The sequence below is a fragment of the Pseudoalteromonas sp. NC201 genome (assembly GCF_002850255.1).
In the GTDB taxonomy this organism is placed as follows: domain Bacteria; phylum Pseudomonadota; class Gammaproteobacteria; order Enterobacterales; family Alteromonadaceae; genus Pseudoalteromonas.
The window spans coordinates 3,254,649-3,270,858 of the sequence record NZ_CP022522.1; the positions used below are offsets into that span (position 1 = coordinate 3,254,649).

The 16,210-nt window shown below is 44.2% G+C and carries 13 protein-coding genes; 9 read left to right on the forward strand and 4 right to left on the reverse strand.

From position 1 onward, the window contains the following. The first annotated feature begins 69 nt into the window (after nt 1–69). Entirely contained in the window at nt 70–915 is an 846-nt protein-coding gene (locus PNC201_RS14175; RefSeq protein WP_102057424.1) for a DUF3530 family protein, read from the forward strand. A gap of 9 nt (nt 916–924) precedes the next feature. Here PNC201_RS14175 and djlA read toward each other — a convergent pair whose 3' ends face one another. From djlA to PNC201_RS14190, 3 genes are read right to left on the reverse strand one after another with little or no spacing between them, the layout of a single operon-like run. Further along, the gene (djlA, locus tag PNC201_RS14180) at nt 925–1,770 is read right to left on the reverse strand and encodes a co-chaperone DjlA (protein ID WP_010606012.1); all 846 of its coding nucleotides are present in this window, start codon (nt 1,768–1,770) and stop codon (nt 925–927) included. Continuing rightward, entirely contained in the window at nt 1,760–2,452 is a 693-nt protein-coding gene (gene murU / locus PNC201_RS14185) for an N-acetylmuramate alpha-1-phosphate uridylyltransferase MurU (RefSeq protein ID WP_102057425.1), read from the reverse strand. The genes djlA and murU overlap by 11 nt, the downstream gene beginning before the upstream one ends. An 8-nt stretch (nt 2,453–2,460) precedes the next feature. Continuing rightward, complete coding sequence (locus PNC201_RS14190; protein ID WP_102057426.1) at nt 2,461–3,456, reverse strand: aminoglycoside phosphotransferase family protein; 996 nt, start codon at nt 3,454–3,456, stop codon at nt 2,461–2,463. Between the two features lie 112 nt (nt 3,457–3,568). Between PNC201_RS14190 and lptD the strand changes: the two genes are divergently transcribed. From lptD to PNC201_RS14225, 7 genes are all read left to right on the forward strand, one after another. After that, the gene (gene lptD / locus PNC201_RS14195; RefSeq protein WP_102057427.1) at nt 3,569–5,815 is read left to right on the forward strand and encodes an LPS assembly protein LptD; all 2,247 of its coding nucleotides are present in this window, start codon (nt 3,569–3,571) and stop codon (nt 5,813–5,815) included. Nucleotides 5,816–5,830: 15 nt separating this feature from the next. Then, nucleotides 5,831–7,123 carry a peptidylprolyl isomerase SurA gene (gene surA / locus PNC201_RS14200; RefSeq protein WP_010606008.1) on the forward strand — a complete coding sequence of 431 codons (1,293 nt, stop codon included), beginning with the start codon at nt 5,831–5,833 and terminating at the stop codon, nt 7,121–7,123. Nucleotides 7,124–7,128: 5 nt separating this feature from the next. Next, nucleotides 7,129–8,121 carry a 4-hydroxythreonine-4-phosphate dehydrogenase PdxA gene (gene pdxA / locus PNC201_RS14205; RefSeq protein WP_010606007.1) on the forward strand — a complete coding sequence of 331 codons (993 nt, stop codon included), beginning with the start codon at nt 7,129–7,131 and terminating at the stop codon, nt 8,119–8,121. Further along, the gene (gene rsmA / locus PNC201_RS14210; protein ID WP_010606006.1) at nt 8,118–8,924 is read left to right on the forward strand and encodes a 16S rRNA (adenine(1518)-N(6)/adenine(1519)-N(6))-dimethyltransferase RsmA; all 807 of its coding nucleotides are present in this window, start codon (nt 8,118–8,120) and stop codon (nt 8,922–8,924) included. Before pdxA ends, rsmA begins: the two co-directional genes overlap by 4 nt. Next, entirely contained in the window at nt 8,908–9,297 is a 390-nt protein-coding gene (apaG, locus tag PNC201_RS14215; RefSeq protein ID WP_010606005.1) for a Co2+/Mg2+ efflux protein ApaG, read from the forward strand. Before rsmA ends, apaG begins: the two co-directional genes overlap by 17 nt. A 99-nt stretch (nt 9,298–9,396) precedes the next feature. Next, entirely contained in the window at nt 9,397–10,194 is a 798-nt protein-coding gene (locus PNC201_RS14220) for a symmetrical bis(5'-nucleosyl)-tetraphosphatase (protein WP_102057428.1), read from the forward strand. A 434-nt stretch (nt 10,195–10,628) separates the two neighbouring features. Continuing rightward, nucleotides 10,629–12,644 carry a methyl-accepting chemotaxis protein gene (locus PNC201_RS14225; protein WP_010606003.1) on the forward strand — a complete coding sequence of 672 codons (2,016 nt, stop codon included), beginning with the start codon at nt 10,629–10,631 and terminating at the stop codon, nt 12,642–12,644. A 115-nt stretch (nt 12,645–12,759) separates the two neighbouring features. On the opposite strand, the gene tkt is transcribed toward PNC201_RS14225, so the two are convergent. Then, on the reverse strand, nt 12,760–14,754 hold the full coding sequence (gene tkt / locus PNC201_RS14230) for a transketolase (RefSeq protein WP_102057429.1): 1,995 nt from the start codon (nt 14,752–14,754) through the stop codon (nt 12,760–12,762). Between the two features lie 260 nt (nt 14,755–15,014). Here tkt and metK point away from each other — a divergent pair, with 260 nt between their 5' ends. Further along, on the forward strand, nt 15,015–16,166 hold the full coding sequence (gene metK, locus PNC201_RS14235; protein ID WP_010606001.1) for a methionine adenosyltransferase: 1,152 nt from the start codon (nt 15,015–15,017) through the stop codon (nt 16,164–16,166). The last annotated feature ends 44 nt before the right edge of the window (nt 16,167–16,210 follow it).

The following is a 16,210-nucleotide window of genomic DNA, read 5'->3' on the forward strand; positions in this document are numbered from 1 at the left end:
AAATAGCGACAGCTAAAGCTTTCACTTAACTGGTCGATAACCAATTATGATATTTTACGCGCTTGTACCATGATCATCAGAACGCTTTTATTACTTGTTACCACTTTACCCGCGACGACTTTTGCAGCAGAACATATTGACGCAGCACCACTTGGTTCTCTTTATCAGCAAGACGCTAATCGCTTCTACGAGCCATCGCAACTGATGAAACTGGAAAGCGAAAACGAAAGCTTTTATGTATTTCATCAAGAATATATGGCAGCTGCTCGTGAAGGCATCGTGATCTTATTACCAGACATGCAAACTCCGCCCCTCAATAACAGCGGCATAAGCTTTCTTGCAAAGCGCTTAAGCGATGATGGCTACGACACCTATACCCTTACTCCGCCGGACCTTTCTTATGCACCAAGTCTGCTAGAGCAAGACATCGCGCTCCCCGATGCTGAAAAACCGGCTCAGCAAACGCTTGCACCCATTTCAGAATCTAATCTCGACGAATATAAAATGGCCCTGATCAGCCGCTTTGAGGTGCTTTACAACACCCTGTCCATGACTCAAACAGAAAAGTTGGTGGTTGTCGCATTTGGTAATAGCGCAGGTTTATTCGGTGAGCACTTAGCTACTCTGCCCAAACTACGTATCGATGCCTTTGCCGTTGTTAGCCCACAACTGCCTAATGCAACGCGGCAAAAGCACTTAGCATCCAACCTTTCTCTGATAAGCCCTGCTTTACTGGATGTTTACTACAGTTTTGACAATCCTATTGTGGTCGACAATACGCCGGACAGAGCGCGCTGGGCGAGAAAAAACAGTAAATTTGATTATCGCCAACGGGAGCTTTTTGGAGAAAAAACCGATCCACTCCAACATCAAAGGCTCAGAAAGGAGTTACTCGGCTTTTTACGCGTCTTATAGTGTTTCAAGTTAGCTCTTTTTTAAATATTCATAGGCAGACTGAATATCTTGGCTTTTACGCTTTGCAACTTCCATCATATGCTTAGGTAATCCCTGAGACACCAATTTGTCAGGGTGATGCTGCGACATCAGTTTGCGGTAAGCTTTTTTGATATCACGCTCATTTGCCTCTTCACTCAATCCCAGTACAGCCAAAGCTTTAGCACGGCTTAAGCCATTATCTTGTGATGCTGGTTGACGGCCGCCATGTTGCTGGTATTGATGTTGCGATCTCCCCGACGCCTGTGAGCGGCGAAACTCAAATTCTGCTTGGTAGCGTTTTAGCAGGAATAAAAAGTGTGTTTCTGCAAAGCCTAAATACTTGCTCACCTGTTTAAGTAAGGCCTTCTCCGCATCAGACACATGACCATCACAAAATGCCATTTGAATTTGAATCTCTAAAAACAGCTGCCTCAAGTCATAGCGTCTGGCAAAAGCTTCTTTAAAATCGGTAACCGCTTCTTTTATCGAAAAGTCACTGCTTTTTCCCGCAGTAAACGCATGTTGTGCTTCTTTTCGCTCTTCACCCTGCAAGCCCATTTCGCTCATAAATGCAGACGCAGCTTGAATGTGGATTTCGCTGACTCGACCATTAGACTTCGCAATATGTCCCATCACAGAAAAACAGCTGGAAAAGAACAAGGCTTGGCGCTCATGCAGATCTTCACCTTTCATGAAACCTTGAAAGCCACCGACTTTATCAAAATCCTGACGCAAACTTTTATCAAATAAATGGCCGAGATAAAACCCTAAAATAGCGCCTAACCAACGACCAAATAAAAAGCCGAAAATTGTGCCTAATAATTTACCCCACATCGCTATACCCTAACTTTTCGTTGATCATTTTTAGTCGCTCTGGCGTGCCGATGTCGTCCCATGCGCCCAAATACAGTTCAGTAGAAACTTTATGCTGCTCAAGCCCACTGCGCAGCAACGGCCCTAGTTTTATAAAGCCAGCCCCAAGCTCGGTAAAAAAACTTTGGTGATATTTGCCAATACCAGACAAGGTATACTTTTGCTGATTGAGCGGCTGATGGGCAAGGCAAAAATCGCCTTCAGGATTATGTTCAGGGTTTTCTACCAACACAATGTGCGCCTCGCAATGGCCCTCTGCTGTGCTTCCGAGCTGTAACTGCACCAAGCTGCTGACATCATAGTCCGTAAAAATATCGCCATTGAGTACAATAAAGCTGTCATCCTGTTCACATAACATCGGCAGTGCTTGAATGATTCCACCTGCGGTTTCTAATCCCCCCTCAGGTTCATCACTGTACTCAATATTGACACCGAAGTGACTACCATTGCCGAAATAGTCTTTTATCACCTGACCTTGCCATGCAAGATTTATCACGATATCGCAGATCCCAGCCGCTTTTAAACGCTCGATATGATGCTCAAGTAGTGGTTTTCCTGCGACGTTAAGCATAGGTTTTGGTTGGTTCGCGGTCAGTGGCATCATGCGTTTACCACGACCAGCAGATAAAATTATCGCTTTCATTGTTACTTCTATTTTGTGCCTAATTTGGCCTGCGCTTGAGGCATTATGTCATTCTCTAGCCAGCTTGCAAGCCACTGAAATTCTTTATACTTATTCGCTACTTCAACGAGGTAGCGTAAGGTTGGCAAAATATTTTCTAAGTACCCGCCTTTGCCGTCTCGCTGCAATAGACGAGTAAAAATCCCGGCAGCTTTAAGGTGCCTTTGCATCCCCGTTAAGTCAAAGTAATGTTGGTAGGTGCTAAAATCCATATCGCCTAATAAATTTGCCGCTTTTAAGCAGTCAAAGCTATGTTGCTGAAGCTCGGTAAACTCATGTGCATCAAGGCGAGTATAACAATCCCGCAACAGCGAAACCGCATCATAAGTGACAGGTCCTTGTACCGCATCCTGATAATCAATGAGATACCACTGAGACTGATGACATATCAGGTTGCGACTATGAAAATCTCGATGCATCGTAACCTGCGGCTGACGAGTCATCGCATCAACGAGTTTCAACTTCACATTATGCCATTGCACTTGTTGATATTCGGTGGGTGTTAAACCAAGCCATTTTGTTACAAGCCACTCGTAAAAGATATTAAGTTCCATATCAACGAACTCAGCATCATAGGGCTTCATCCATTCACTCTTTGGTGTTTTGGCTATTTCTGGAATAAGCGCTATCAACGCACGATAATCCTCTAGCCGAGAAGGCAATGCCAACCTATCGGCCAAATGCTCAGAACCTAAATCTTGTAACAGTAACAGCCCTTGTTCTTCATTATTTGCAAGGATTTGTGGCACATTGAGCCCTTGCTCTGCAAACACCGTATTTAAACCAATAAAAGGGGCATTATCGAGTTTATCGACCGGTGTCTCCATTAAGATCCACGACATCGTTTGTTGTTTGACGCGATAATAACGCCGGAAACTGGCATCCGAGGTGATAGCCTCACACGTAAAATCGTCACTATGTATTGCTTGCTGTATAAACTCGACGCGCTGGTTTTGACTATTCATGGATTAACTATTACACCTTCTACTTGTAAATATTTAAATGCTACTGTATTTCCGACAGTTTTCATTTATCATGATGAGCTTATTATTAAATGCTCAGCTAATAGGTTATTAAATGCGCAAAATTTGGGGCTTGGCTGTATTATCCGCGATTCATTCTACAGCTTTTGCTAATACGAACATTGTCGCCGCACAATGTAAAGACTATATGCAGCCAGAAAACTGGAAGCCGTTAGCCTCGCTGCCCAAACATGCCATTGATATCGTTGCCGATGACTTAGAACTACAAGGTACAGATAGTGCTGAGTTTTCGGGTAATGTGGTGATTAACACTGAAACCATGAGCTTAGAAGCTAGACGTGCGCTAATCGATAAAAAAGAAGGCCTGCTCAGCGCTTCTGGACCGCTACTCTATCGTGACCAATTTACCAAAGTTCACAGCAATGGGCTATTCGCGGATTTAAATGCTAACACCGTGAGCTTGCTTGGTGCTGAATATGAATTAACAGACCAGCTGGGGCGCGGTGGTGCAGAGAAGTTGCATGCCTCTGGCAGCAAAATTTCACTCGACAACTCTAGCTTCACCACGTGTCCTGCTGATGACCCATTTTGGAGTATCGAGGCAAGCAGTATTGTACTTTCTCGAGAAGACGGTTGGGGTGAAACCTATAATACGGTGTTCAAAATTATGGACACGCCAATTATCTATTTACCCTACTTTACGTTTCCAATCGATGATAGACGAAAATCTGGCCTGCTGACACCGACAATTTCCAGCTCAAATAAGTTTGGCTTGGAGCTGATCACCCCTTATTATCTCAATCTAGCTCCTAACTACGACGCGACCCTAACACCAAGGTACATGGCTAATAAAGGATTTCAGCTTATTACCGAGTTCAGATATTTAACTGAACAACATCAAGGTAAAATTGGCGTCGAATACCTCAGTAAGGATGATTCCGAGCCACAGCTAGACGATCGCTATTTAGTACATTGGCAACAAAAAAGCTATTTAAGTGATAAATGGCGTGCGTTTGTTGATGTTACAAATGTGAGTGACGATAACTATCTCACTGACTTAACATCCGAATACGCCAATGAAACTGACACTCAGTTATATCGCACCGGCAGTCTAAGTTACCTTGGTGAAGACTGGTTAGTCGACTTAAAGTTGCAAGATTTTGAAGTGTTGGGTGACCACAGAGAATCCTACACTGCACTACCGCAAATTAGCTTCCGTACACGGGACAGCTATGAACTTGTTGGCCTTGATTGGGACTTTGAGGGTGAGTTTGCCTATTTTCAAAATGATGCTTTGCCAATCTCAGAGGCGTCGCGATTACACCTAGAGCCTCGCGTGTCTTTTTCACGCAGCGACTACGCTTGGTCATTTACCTCCGAGGCACGCCTACTTCACACGCGTTATGAACAAAATATAGATATGCCTGATACAGAGTATGAGGAGTCTGTCACGCGTACATTGCCTAGTTTACGGGTACACGGACAACTGAACTTTGAACGCAGTACCGAGTTCTTTTTTGAACAAGGTACGCAAACGCTTGAGCCACAAATTCAGTACCTTTACACTCCTCACAGAGAGCAAAGCCAAATTGGCTGGTACGATACTGCTAAGTTACAAGATGACTTTATTGGTCTGTTTAGAGCACGCCGTTACTCAGGTTATGACCGTATTGCAGAAGCCAATCAATTCACGGTGGGTGCAACTACGCGTGTATTCGATAGCAGTAATGTCGAGCGCTTTAACTTCAGTGCAGGTCAGATCATTTATCTTGAGTCATCTGTAAAGCCTTCTGAACAGCTATTTACTGATGATACCAACTATAATGCACTATTTGCCGCTGAATCCATGTTACATTGGCATAAGCGCTGGTACCTCTCAGGTGGGGTGCAATATGATGTGGATAGCAAAGAGTTAGTGCAGTCTCACTTTACTTTGGACTACAAAGGAGACGATAAGCAGTTAGTGCAATTGAACCATCGTTATGTTAATGATGTCTCAGACTATGAAATTGACCAAGTCGGTCTCTTTACAAGTTTACCAATTGACGATAACTGGCAATTTGTAGCAAGCTATCACCGAGATATGACGGCAAATAGAAGTGTTGAATCCTTTGTTGGTGTTCAATACCAGTCTTGTTGTTGGGCTATTCAGGTGACTGCGAATCGTCAAATTGAAACAAACTTAAACCAAACACTTACAAATGATGAAGCAGTGTTTGATTCTGGCTTCAGCCTTAAATTTGTCCTTACAGGGCTTGGAAGCCAAAGCAGTGGTGATGCGAGTAAACTCCTTCGACAGGGTATTTTTGGTTACCGTAGACCGTATTTTTTGAATAAATAGAATTTAGAAAGCCGTATGAATTTAAAAAAGTTGTTATTAGTGGCCTCCTTAAGTGCAGGCCTGTTTACTCAAGCACATGCTGAGCGTGTAAAGCTAGATACAGTTGTTGCCACAGTAAATGATGGTGTAATTTTACAAAGCGAAGTCGATCAAATAATAAATCGTGTAAAAGAACAGGCTGAGCAGCAAGGTACCGAACTTCCTAGCGATAGAACATTACGCTTACAAGCCATAGATAAACTCATTGAGCAATCTTTAATGTTGCAACTGGGTGACCGTATGGGTATGCAAATTTCAGATGCTCAATTGGATCAGACCATTGCGAATATTGCCCAAGACCAAGGTGGTACTATCGCTGATTTACGTCGCTCAGTTGAAGCTAGCGGCGAAAGCTTCCCGGCATACCGAGAAGAGATCCGTAAAGAAATAACCACAAGCCAAGTGCGCCGTGCCAGTGTTGACCGCCGTATTTATATTAGCCCTCAAGAGGTTACTAACCTGCAAAAAATATTGAGTGAGCAAACGGGTAACTCGGAAGAGTATGATATCGGCCATATCTTGATTAAGATCCCAAATAAAGCGACTCCAGAAGAAATTGAAGACGCTCGTGAGCGCGCTGATAACGTGATTAAGTTTTTGAACGAAGGTAAAGAGTTCAAGCGCATCGCAATTGCTTCTTCTAGCGGCTCAAAAGCGCTCGATGGTGGTCAATTAGGCTGGATGGGAATTAACGAAATGCCAACCTTGTTCGCTGAGGCCATAAAAGGTGCGAAAAAAGACGACATAGTTGGTCCACTGCGCTCAGGTGCAGGTTTCCACATTCTAAAAGTACAAGATATTCGTGGTCGTGAAGTCGTTGAAACTGTTGAGGTGCGTTCACGTCATATCTTAATCAAGCCGTCTATTATCCTAAGTGAAGAAAAAGCACGCTCAATGCTAACTGGCTTTGTAAAAGACTTGCGCGCAGGTACCGCTGACTTTGCAGCGCTGGCTAAAGAATATTCTGAAGATCCAGGCTCTGCACTTAAAGGTGGTGAGTACGATTGGACAGATCCAACTACATACGTACCTGCGTTTAGAGACACTCTGTTGTCGCTAGAAAAAGATCAGATCAGTGAACCATTTAGAAGTACATTTGGCTGGCATATTGTACAACTGCTAGATAAACGCGTAGCCGATAAAACAGAACAAGCCAAGTTAAATCGCGCACACCGTCTGTTGTTTAACCGTAAATTTAAAGAAGAAAGCTTTAAATGGATTAAAGAAATGCGTGACCAAGCGCATATTGAAATTATCGAAGCGGAATAACGGCTATGACACTCAGAATCGCAATTACACCGGGTGAGCCTGCAGGTATTGGCCCAGATCTTGTTATCAAACTGGCTCAGCACGCATGGCCTGCTCAGTTGGTTGCGGTGGCTGATAAAAGTATTCTAGAAAAACGCGCCAAAGAACTCGGTGAGCAAATCAAGTTGCTGCCATTTGACAGCGAAGCTGCGCCTGAAGCGGCACCTGCTGGTGCCATTTACTACCTTCAAGTAGACAAAGGTGTTGAAGTGGTCGCTGGTCAATTAGATGAAGCCAATGGCCATTATGTGCTCGAAACCTTGCGCATTGCCTCTGAAAAGAATATGGATGGGACATTTGCAGCGGTAGTCACGGGCCCAGTTCATAAAGGCATTATTAACCAAGCTGGGATCTCGTTTAGCGGCCATACTGAGTACTTTGCACAACAGTCTGATACCGCTGATGTCGTAATGCTACTCGCAACCGAAGGGCTGCGTGTAGCGCTAGTAACTACGCATATCCCACTGGCGTACGTATCAAAGGCAATTACGCCTGAGCGTCTCAGCAAAGTCATTCATATTTTACATCACGACCTACAAACCAAGTTTGGTATTGAACAACCCAGGGTATTAGTTTGTGGATTAAATCCGCACGCTGGAGAAAGTGGTCATCTTGGTCGTGAAGAAATAGAAACCATTGAGCCAACACTGGAAATGCTGAATAAACAAGGCATGAACTTGGTTGGACCGCTGCCAGCTGACACCCTTTTCCAAGCTAAATATTTAGATAATGCTGATGCTGTGCTCGCAATGTATCACGATCAGGGCTTACCTGTGTTAAAATATAAAGGTTTTGGAAACTCAGTAAACATCACCCTAGGATTACCCTTTGTTCGCACATCGGTTGATCACGGTACAGCGCTTGATTTAGCCGGCTCTGGTGATGTTGAAGTGGGTAGTTTTGAATTAGCGATCCGCGAAGCAATTAAGCTCGCAACCAAAAAAGCACAGAATGCATGACAGATAAAGTACATCTCGGACACAGAGCGCGTAAACGCTTTGGTCAAAACTTCTTAAATGACAACAATATTATCGACAAGATAGTAACTGCTATCGACCCAAAACCTGAAGACAATCTGGTTGAAATCGGTCCTGGTTTAGGTGCTATCACTGAACCTGTTTGTGATTTAAGTGGCCACCTAACCGTTGTAGAACTCGATAAAGATCTTGCCGAGCGCTTGATCCATCACCCATTCTTGGGACCTAAATTAACGGTTCACCAAGGCGACGCGATGAAGTTTGACTTCTCTTCTTTAATCAAAGAAGGGGAAAAACTGAAGATCTTTGGTAACTTACCTTACAACGTATCAACCCCTTTGCTATTTCACTTATTTGAGTTTGCAGATCAGGTCGAGCATATGCACTTTATGCTGCAAAAAGAAGTGGTTAACCGTATGGTTGCAGGCCCAGGCAGCAAGGCCTTTGGTCGCTTAAGCGTCATGACGCAGTACTATTGTCACGCTATTCCTGTGATCGAAGTGCCACCACATTGCTTTAAACCAGCACCTAAAGTTGACTCGGCCGTTGTTCGATTGATCCCAAAAGATCCGTCGCAACGTACAGCTAAGAGCACTAAGCTTTTGAACACTGTTTGTTTAGAAGCGTTCAACCAACGTCGTAAGACACTAAGAAATAGCTTATCGAACCTGTTAACCGAAGAGCAGCTGCGAAACTTAGGTATCGACCCTACACTTCGCGCTGAAAACCTGTCGCTTAACCAGTTTATTGAAATTGCAAATTGGATATATGACAACTCAAACTAATATTGGCTCACCTATCAAAGTATCGGTGGAGACCTTTTACGTTGAAGCGCAATCACAGCCTGAAAAGGATAAATATGTGTTTGCCTATACAATTACCATCAAAAACCATAGCTTATGTAATGCCAAGCTACATAGCCGCTATTGGCTCATTACCGACGCTAATGGCAAAGAGACTGAAGTCGAAGGTGAAGGTGTCGTTGGTGAGCAGCCCACTATTCGTCCTGGCGAGAGCTATCAGTACACCAGCGGCGCGGTGCTCGATACTCCCGTTGGTACAATGGAAGGGTTTTATTTAATGCGTAATGAGTTTGGCACTGAGTTTAAAGCGCCAATCAATGTATTTAGACTTTCCTGTCCAAATATTTTGCATTAATACCATTTTTATTTTGCGGAAGCGGGCTTACCCCGCGTTCCTCATACATGCTAGACATCAGAATAAAAACATTGAGTTATAAAAAACCACAGGTAATAAATGGCAAAATACGCAATTGGAGACTTGCAAGGCTGCTTCACTCCACTCATCGGGCTACTCGATCAAGTCAACTTTAACCCAAGCCAAGACCATTTATACTTTGTCGGTGACATCATCGCCAGAGGACCCGATTCACTTGCTTGCCTAGAGTTTCTCTATCAACACGCTGGCTCTATTAGCATTACACTCGGCAATCACGATCTCCACTTTTTAGCATGTCTTGCTTTGGGTGTCGCTCCGAACCCAAAAGATAAATTAGATGCGGTTTTTGCCAGCCCTAAATGCCAAAAATATGCTGACTTATTACGTGCACAGCCCCTCGCTATTTGGCTTGAAACACAGCAAACTTTTATTTCTCATGCAGGTATTCATCCAAGCTGGAATATTACGCAAGCGCTAGAATATGCACGCTTTGCCGAAACCATTTATCAATCAACAAAAGCCCCTGAGTTTTACGCCAATATGTACGGTGCTCACCCAGGACTTGAGCACAACAAGCTCAGTGAACAAGATAAATTTAAAGCCATTGTTAACGTCTTCACTCGAATGCGCTTTCTAAAACAAAATGGCGAACTGGATCTTAAGAACAAATCTGGCCTAAAAGATGCGGCAGGTCTCACTCCGTGGTTTGAGCTCAGCCAAACACCAGCCGACACTACCCTACTTTTCGGCCACTGGGCTGCTTTGGAAGGCGAAACCAACAAGAAAAATATTATAGCCTTAGACACTGGCTGCGTGTGGGGAGGTCCTATGACGATGATAAATATCGACAGTGGTGAAAAGTACCAGCACAATTAAGCTATTTAACCTGAGGTTTGGATAAGAAATGAGCTAACTCGTTGTTTTTAAAATCACATTAAATTATTTCCTTATCTAGCCAGAGAGTTTTGGGGATAACCAGGCGAATTTACGCACCAATAGCTGGCTATTGGAAGTGAATTCAACGCAGTTAGCGCTAAAACTGGCTGCTAGAAAAGCATTAATTATCCGAAGCTCAGGTTATTTAACTTTCCTAAGTCGAATCTAGGGTAATCACCCACTTTAATTTTTACAAAACTAAGCTACACTCGAAGAAAACGTGAAGCTTATACTTTTTATCCGTTGAGCTGCTATTTTTTGTAATCCGACCTTTTTTACTGAATTTTTTTGTCACATCTGCTATAAAATACTTAACTTATCCGCAATAAATCCGATAAGTATCCGTATTGCTTTGTAAATTTTGTAGGACAGCTATGAATTTGACTGTTAGCCAACGTATTTGGGGTGGTTTTATTACCATCACCTTGTTGCTTCTTCTTATCGGGGGCAATTCTTTATTAAGAATTGCAAACATTGACAACTCAACTCAACAGGTTAATAACCTGTCTTTACCAGCACTCTCTAAAAGCTCTGCTCTGCAAGTAGAGTTCACTTTAATGAGCAAAATGGCTCAGGGAAGTTTTTATGCACGTTCAGAGACTGAACTAGCGACGCTAAAACAGCAATTTAAAGAGCGCCAGAAGATCTTTGACAAAACCTATTCAGAACTGCAGCAGGTAGTTGCCGCTAATAATAAATTGGCCTCAAGCAGTCGTGATGTTGGCAAAAGTTATGATGCGTTCGTAAAAGCCATGAACAGCTTGGTAAACGAGAAAACAACTGAGCTTTCGTTACGGGACAAATTAAAAGAGCAGTTATCTACTATCGATGTTGCCGCAGAAGATGCGACTATGGTGACGGTTGATATCATTGATTTGGATGGCTTAGAAGATGCTGACAAACGTGCTTTTCAAGCTGCAAATAACTTAGAAAATAACTTTTCTTCTGTTGTGACTAGCGCCAATGATATTGTTACTGTTGAAGACATCAATACACTGGAAATCGTAAGTAGGGATCAAAGCTACCTCGTTGAAGAGCTAGGTCGCAATATTGATTTGATGCGTGGCCCCGTTAGCGCGCTTGATAGTAGTTTGTTTGCTGATCTCGAAGGCTATTACACTAATTTGAAAGATGCAGTTACTGGCAGCAACAGCATCGCGGAAAATCAAAAACGCTTGATCAATGCGATAGCCGAGACACGTAAAGAACTAACCAATGCAGAAAAAACCACAAAAGCAGCCCTATCTCAGCTAGATGATTTACTCTCTGAAGCGAGCCAAGTCGCCTTTAACTTACAACAAGGCGTACGTGCCGATGTAGGCACAGCAAACCTATGGACTTGGATTGGTATGATAGTAGCAACGTTAATGGCCGTCGGTGTTGCCTACATTACCGTTAGTCGTATCACAAAACCGCTATCGGAAGTAAATCGAGTCTTAAACATTGTCGCCAGTGGCGATATGACACAGCGCTTAGATGACACAGCAAAAGATGAGTTTGGTGAATTATCTAGAAGCTGTAACACCCTAATCTCTAGCTTACGTGAACTTATCACTGGCATTATTTCTCGTTCGACGCAGCTTGCTGCAGCGTCCGAAGAAACATCGACTATCACTACGGAATCCAGCCAAGCAATTAAGAATCAGCAGGCACAGGTAGAGCAAGCAGCTACCGCTACAACTGAGATGAGTAGCACGTCTCACGGTGTAAGCAACAGCGCGCATCAAGCACTACAGGAAATTAAAAATGCTGATAAAGAAGCTGAGCGTGTCAAAGGCATCTCACATGAGAACAAACACACTATTGAGCAACTCGCAAGAGAAGTGGATGAAGCCTCTCGCGTGATTAACAAACTACATCAAGACAGCGCGTCGATAGGTAGTATTTTGGATGTTATCCGTGGCATTGCCGAGCAAACTAACCTCCTTGCACTAAACGCTGCAATCGAAGCCGCCCGTGCGGGTGAACAAGGTCGTGGCTTCGCTGTAGTGGCAGACGAAGTACGCTCGCTTGCAAGTAAAACTCAAGAGTCGACTCAAGAAATTCAAGCAATGATTGAATCCTTACAAGCCGGTGCCGAAGAAGCAGTAGGCGCGATGTCGAAAGGCAAGCAGCAGGCGGAGTCGTGCGTAAATCAGAGCGACCTTGCTAATGAAGCACTCAACTCTATTACTGCTGCCGTTTCTCAAGCCCATGATGTGAGTGAAGAGATTGCAAACGCTGCGAATGAGCAACAGCAAGTAGCACAGGAAATTAGCGAACGTTTAGAATCGATTGTAACCATTGCAGAGCAAACAGCTGAAGGGGCAAGCCAAACTTCAATTTCCAGTTCTGAGGTCGCTAAGCTCGCCGAAGAGTTACGCTTATCGGTAGAACAGTTTAAGGTTTAGCTATCTAACCTGAGCTTTGAGCAGGAAACAGTCTCAAAACTTTAAGGGGTTTAGCAAAACCCCTAAGCATAAAAAAACCCATGCATGGCATGGGTTTTTTGTTTCTTTTCTTTGATTATGCAAACAATGCGTTTGCCTTCTCAACGATATTTTCTACCGTAAAGCCAAATAGCTTGAATAGCTCATCAGCAGGCGCTGACTCACCAAACGTTGTCATACCAACTATAGCACCATTTAGGCCTACATATTTGTACCAGAAGTCCTCAATACCCGCTTCGATAGCGACGCGACGCGTTACTGAGCTTGGTAGTACGCTTTCTTTGTATGCTGGAGATTGCGCATCAAAAATGTCAGTCGAAGGCATAGAAACAACACGTACCTTTTTACCTTCTGCACGAAGCTTATCCGCAGACTCAACTGCAAGTTGCACTTCAGAGCCTGTGGCAATAAGGATGATTTCAGGCTCACCGTCACAAGATAGTACATAACCACCTTGCTTAATTGCTGCAACTTGCTCAGCCGTACGTGGCTGCTGCGCAAGACCTTGACGGGTAAATACAAGTGCAGATGGACCATCAGCGCGTTCAACCGCTTGCTGCCAAGCAACTGCTGACTCAACTTGGTCACATGGACGCCAGCTCGCAAGGTTTGGCGTAGTACGTAAGTTCGCCATTTGTTCTACTGGTTGGTGTGTTGGACCATCTTCACCAAGACCGATTGAATCATGAGTATACACAAAAATACTTCTTTGCTTCATCAATGCAGCCATACGTACCGCATTACGCGCGTATTCCATAAACATTAGGAATGTCGCACCGTAAGGGATAAAGCCTCTGTGCAGTGCAATACCATTCATAATGGCAGACATACCAAACTCACGCACACCGTAGAAGATATAGTTACCCGCAGCATCTTCTGCCGTTAAGCCTTTAGATTGATCCCAAAGTGTTAAGTTAGAACCCGCAAGGTCAGCAGAGCCACCCATAAACTCAGGTAGAATTGGACCAAAAGCATTCAATGCATTTTGTGATGCTTTACGAGTTGCTGGGTTTGCAGGATTCGCTTGAAGCTCTGCAATATACGCTTCTGTTTTCTCAGACCAGTTTGCTGGAAGCTCGCCTTTCATGCGACGCTCAAACTCAGCAGCAAGCTCAGGATAATGCATTTGGTATTCAGTGAACTTAATCAGCCAGTCACTTTGTTGATTTTGACCACGTGCTGTTGCGTCCCATTTCGCGTACACATCTTCCGGTACTTCAAATGCGCCGTGCTCCCAACCAAGGAATTCACGTGCTGCTTTGATTTCATCATCACCTAGCGGTGCACCGTGACAATCATGGCTACCAGACTTGTTTGGTGAACCATAACCGATAACCGTTTTACAACAGATAAGGGTTGGTTTGTCAGACTCTGCTTGCGCCGCTTCGATTGCCGCTTTAATCGCATCGCTATCGTGACCATCAACACCGGCGATAACATGCCAGCCATAAGACTCAAAGCGTTTTGGTGTATCGTCGCTAAACCAACCTTCAACTTCACCGTCGATTGAAATACCGTTGTCATCCCAAAATGCAATCAGTTTGCCAAGACCAAGGGTACCCGCAAGTGAACAAGCTTCGTGTGAGATACCTTCCATCAAACAACCATCACCTAAAAAAGCATAGGTATAGTGATTAACGATGTCGTAATCTTCACGGTTAAACTGTGCAGCCAATGCTTTTTCAGCAATCGCCATACCTACCGCATTAGTAATACCCTGGCCTAATGGGCCTGTAGTAGTTTCAATACCCGGCGCATAACCATACTCTGGATGGCCTGGTGTTTTTGAGTGTAGCTGACGGAAGTTTTTGATGTCATCAATTGATAAGTCATAACCCGACAAATGCAACAATGAATAAATTAACATCGAGCCGTGACCGTTTGATAATACAAAGCGATCTCTGTCGAACCACTCAGGATTACTTGGGTTGTGCTTTAAAAAATCGCGCCAAAGTACTTCTGCGATGTCCGCCATGCCCATAGGGGCTCCAGGGTGGCCAGACTTGGCCTTTTGTACAGCGTCCATGGAAAGAACGCGAATTGCATTAGCAAGTTCTTTGCGAGATGGCATGAATTCTCCTACCTTTAAATGTGTTTCGCGGGGGTTTGAGCCCATTCTTACTTATTTATATGGCTAACTGCAACGGCAAAGGCCATAAAAAAACGGGTACAGACGGACTTTTTCCGACCATTAAAAAAGTTTGCACAATTTTGGACGTCTAGGCGTAAAATAACTAGTCAATGCCTAGGTTTTTTGGTTAGAATACGCCCCTTAATTTTTCGCGCTGTTCCTGATGTTTGTGAAGCGCAATATTTGTGAGCATAAATACAATGGCTAAACATTTATTTACTTCTGAATCTGTTTCTGAGGGTCATCCGGATAAAATCGCCGATCAGATCTCTGATGCGGTTCTAGATGCCATCCTTGAGCAAGATCCAAAAGCACGTGTTGCGTGTGAAACTTACGTTAAAACCGGTATGGTTATGGTTGGTGGTGAAATCACGACTAGCGCTTGGGTTGATATCGAGGAATTAACTCGTAAGACCGTGCGTGAAATTGGTTACACACATTCAGACATGGGCTTTGACGCTGATTCATGTGCAATCCTTAACACGATTGGTAAACAATCACCTGATATCAACCAAGGTGTTGACCGTACTCGTCCAGAAGAGCAAGGTGCTGGTGACCAAGGCCTAATGTTTGGTTACGCGTGTAACGAAACTGACGTACTTATGCCTGCGCCTATCACTTACTCACACCGTCTAGTTCAGCGCCAAGCGCAAGTTCGTAAAGACGGCACGCTACCTTGGTTACGTCCAGACGCTAAGTCTCAGGTAACATTCGCGTACGAAAACGGTAAAGCAGTAGGTATCGACGCGGTCGTATTATCTACACAGCACTGTGATTCGGTATCACAAGCTGACCTTGTAGAAGCGGTGATGGAAACTATCATCAAGCCTACACTACCTGCAGAGCTTATCACTGAAGCAACTAAGTTCTTCATCAACCCAACTGGCCGTTTCGTTATCGGTGGTCCTATGGGTGACTGTGGTCTAACTGGTCGTAAAATCATTGTAGATACATACGGCGGTATGGCACGTCACGGTGGTGGTGCATTCTCAGGTAAAGATCCATCAAAAGTTGACCGTTCTGCTGCTTACGCAGCGCGTTACGTTGCAAAGAACATTGTTGCCGCTGGCCTTGCTGACAAGTGTGAGATCCAAGTGTCTTACGCAATCGGTGTTGCTGAGCCTACTTCTATCAGCGTAGAAACTTTCGGTACAGCTAAGCTTGATGAGTCGCGTTTGATCGAACTTATCCGCGAGCACTTCGACTTACGCCCTTACGGTCTAATCACTATGCTAGACCTTGAGCGTCCAATTTATCAGCCTACTGCTGCTTACGGCCACTTTGGTCGTGAAGAGTTCCCTTGGGAAGCAACAGATAAAGCTGACGCACTACGTGCGGCTGCAGGCCTATAATCCCCTGCAGCAAAAAGTAAAAAAGGCGCCAAGTGCGCCTTTTT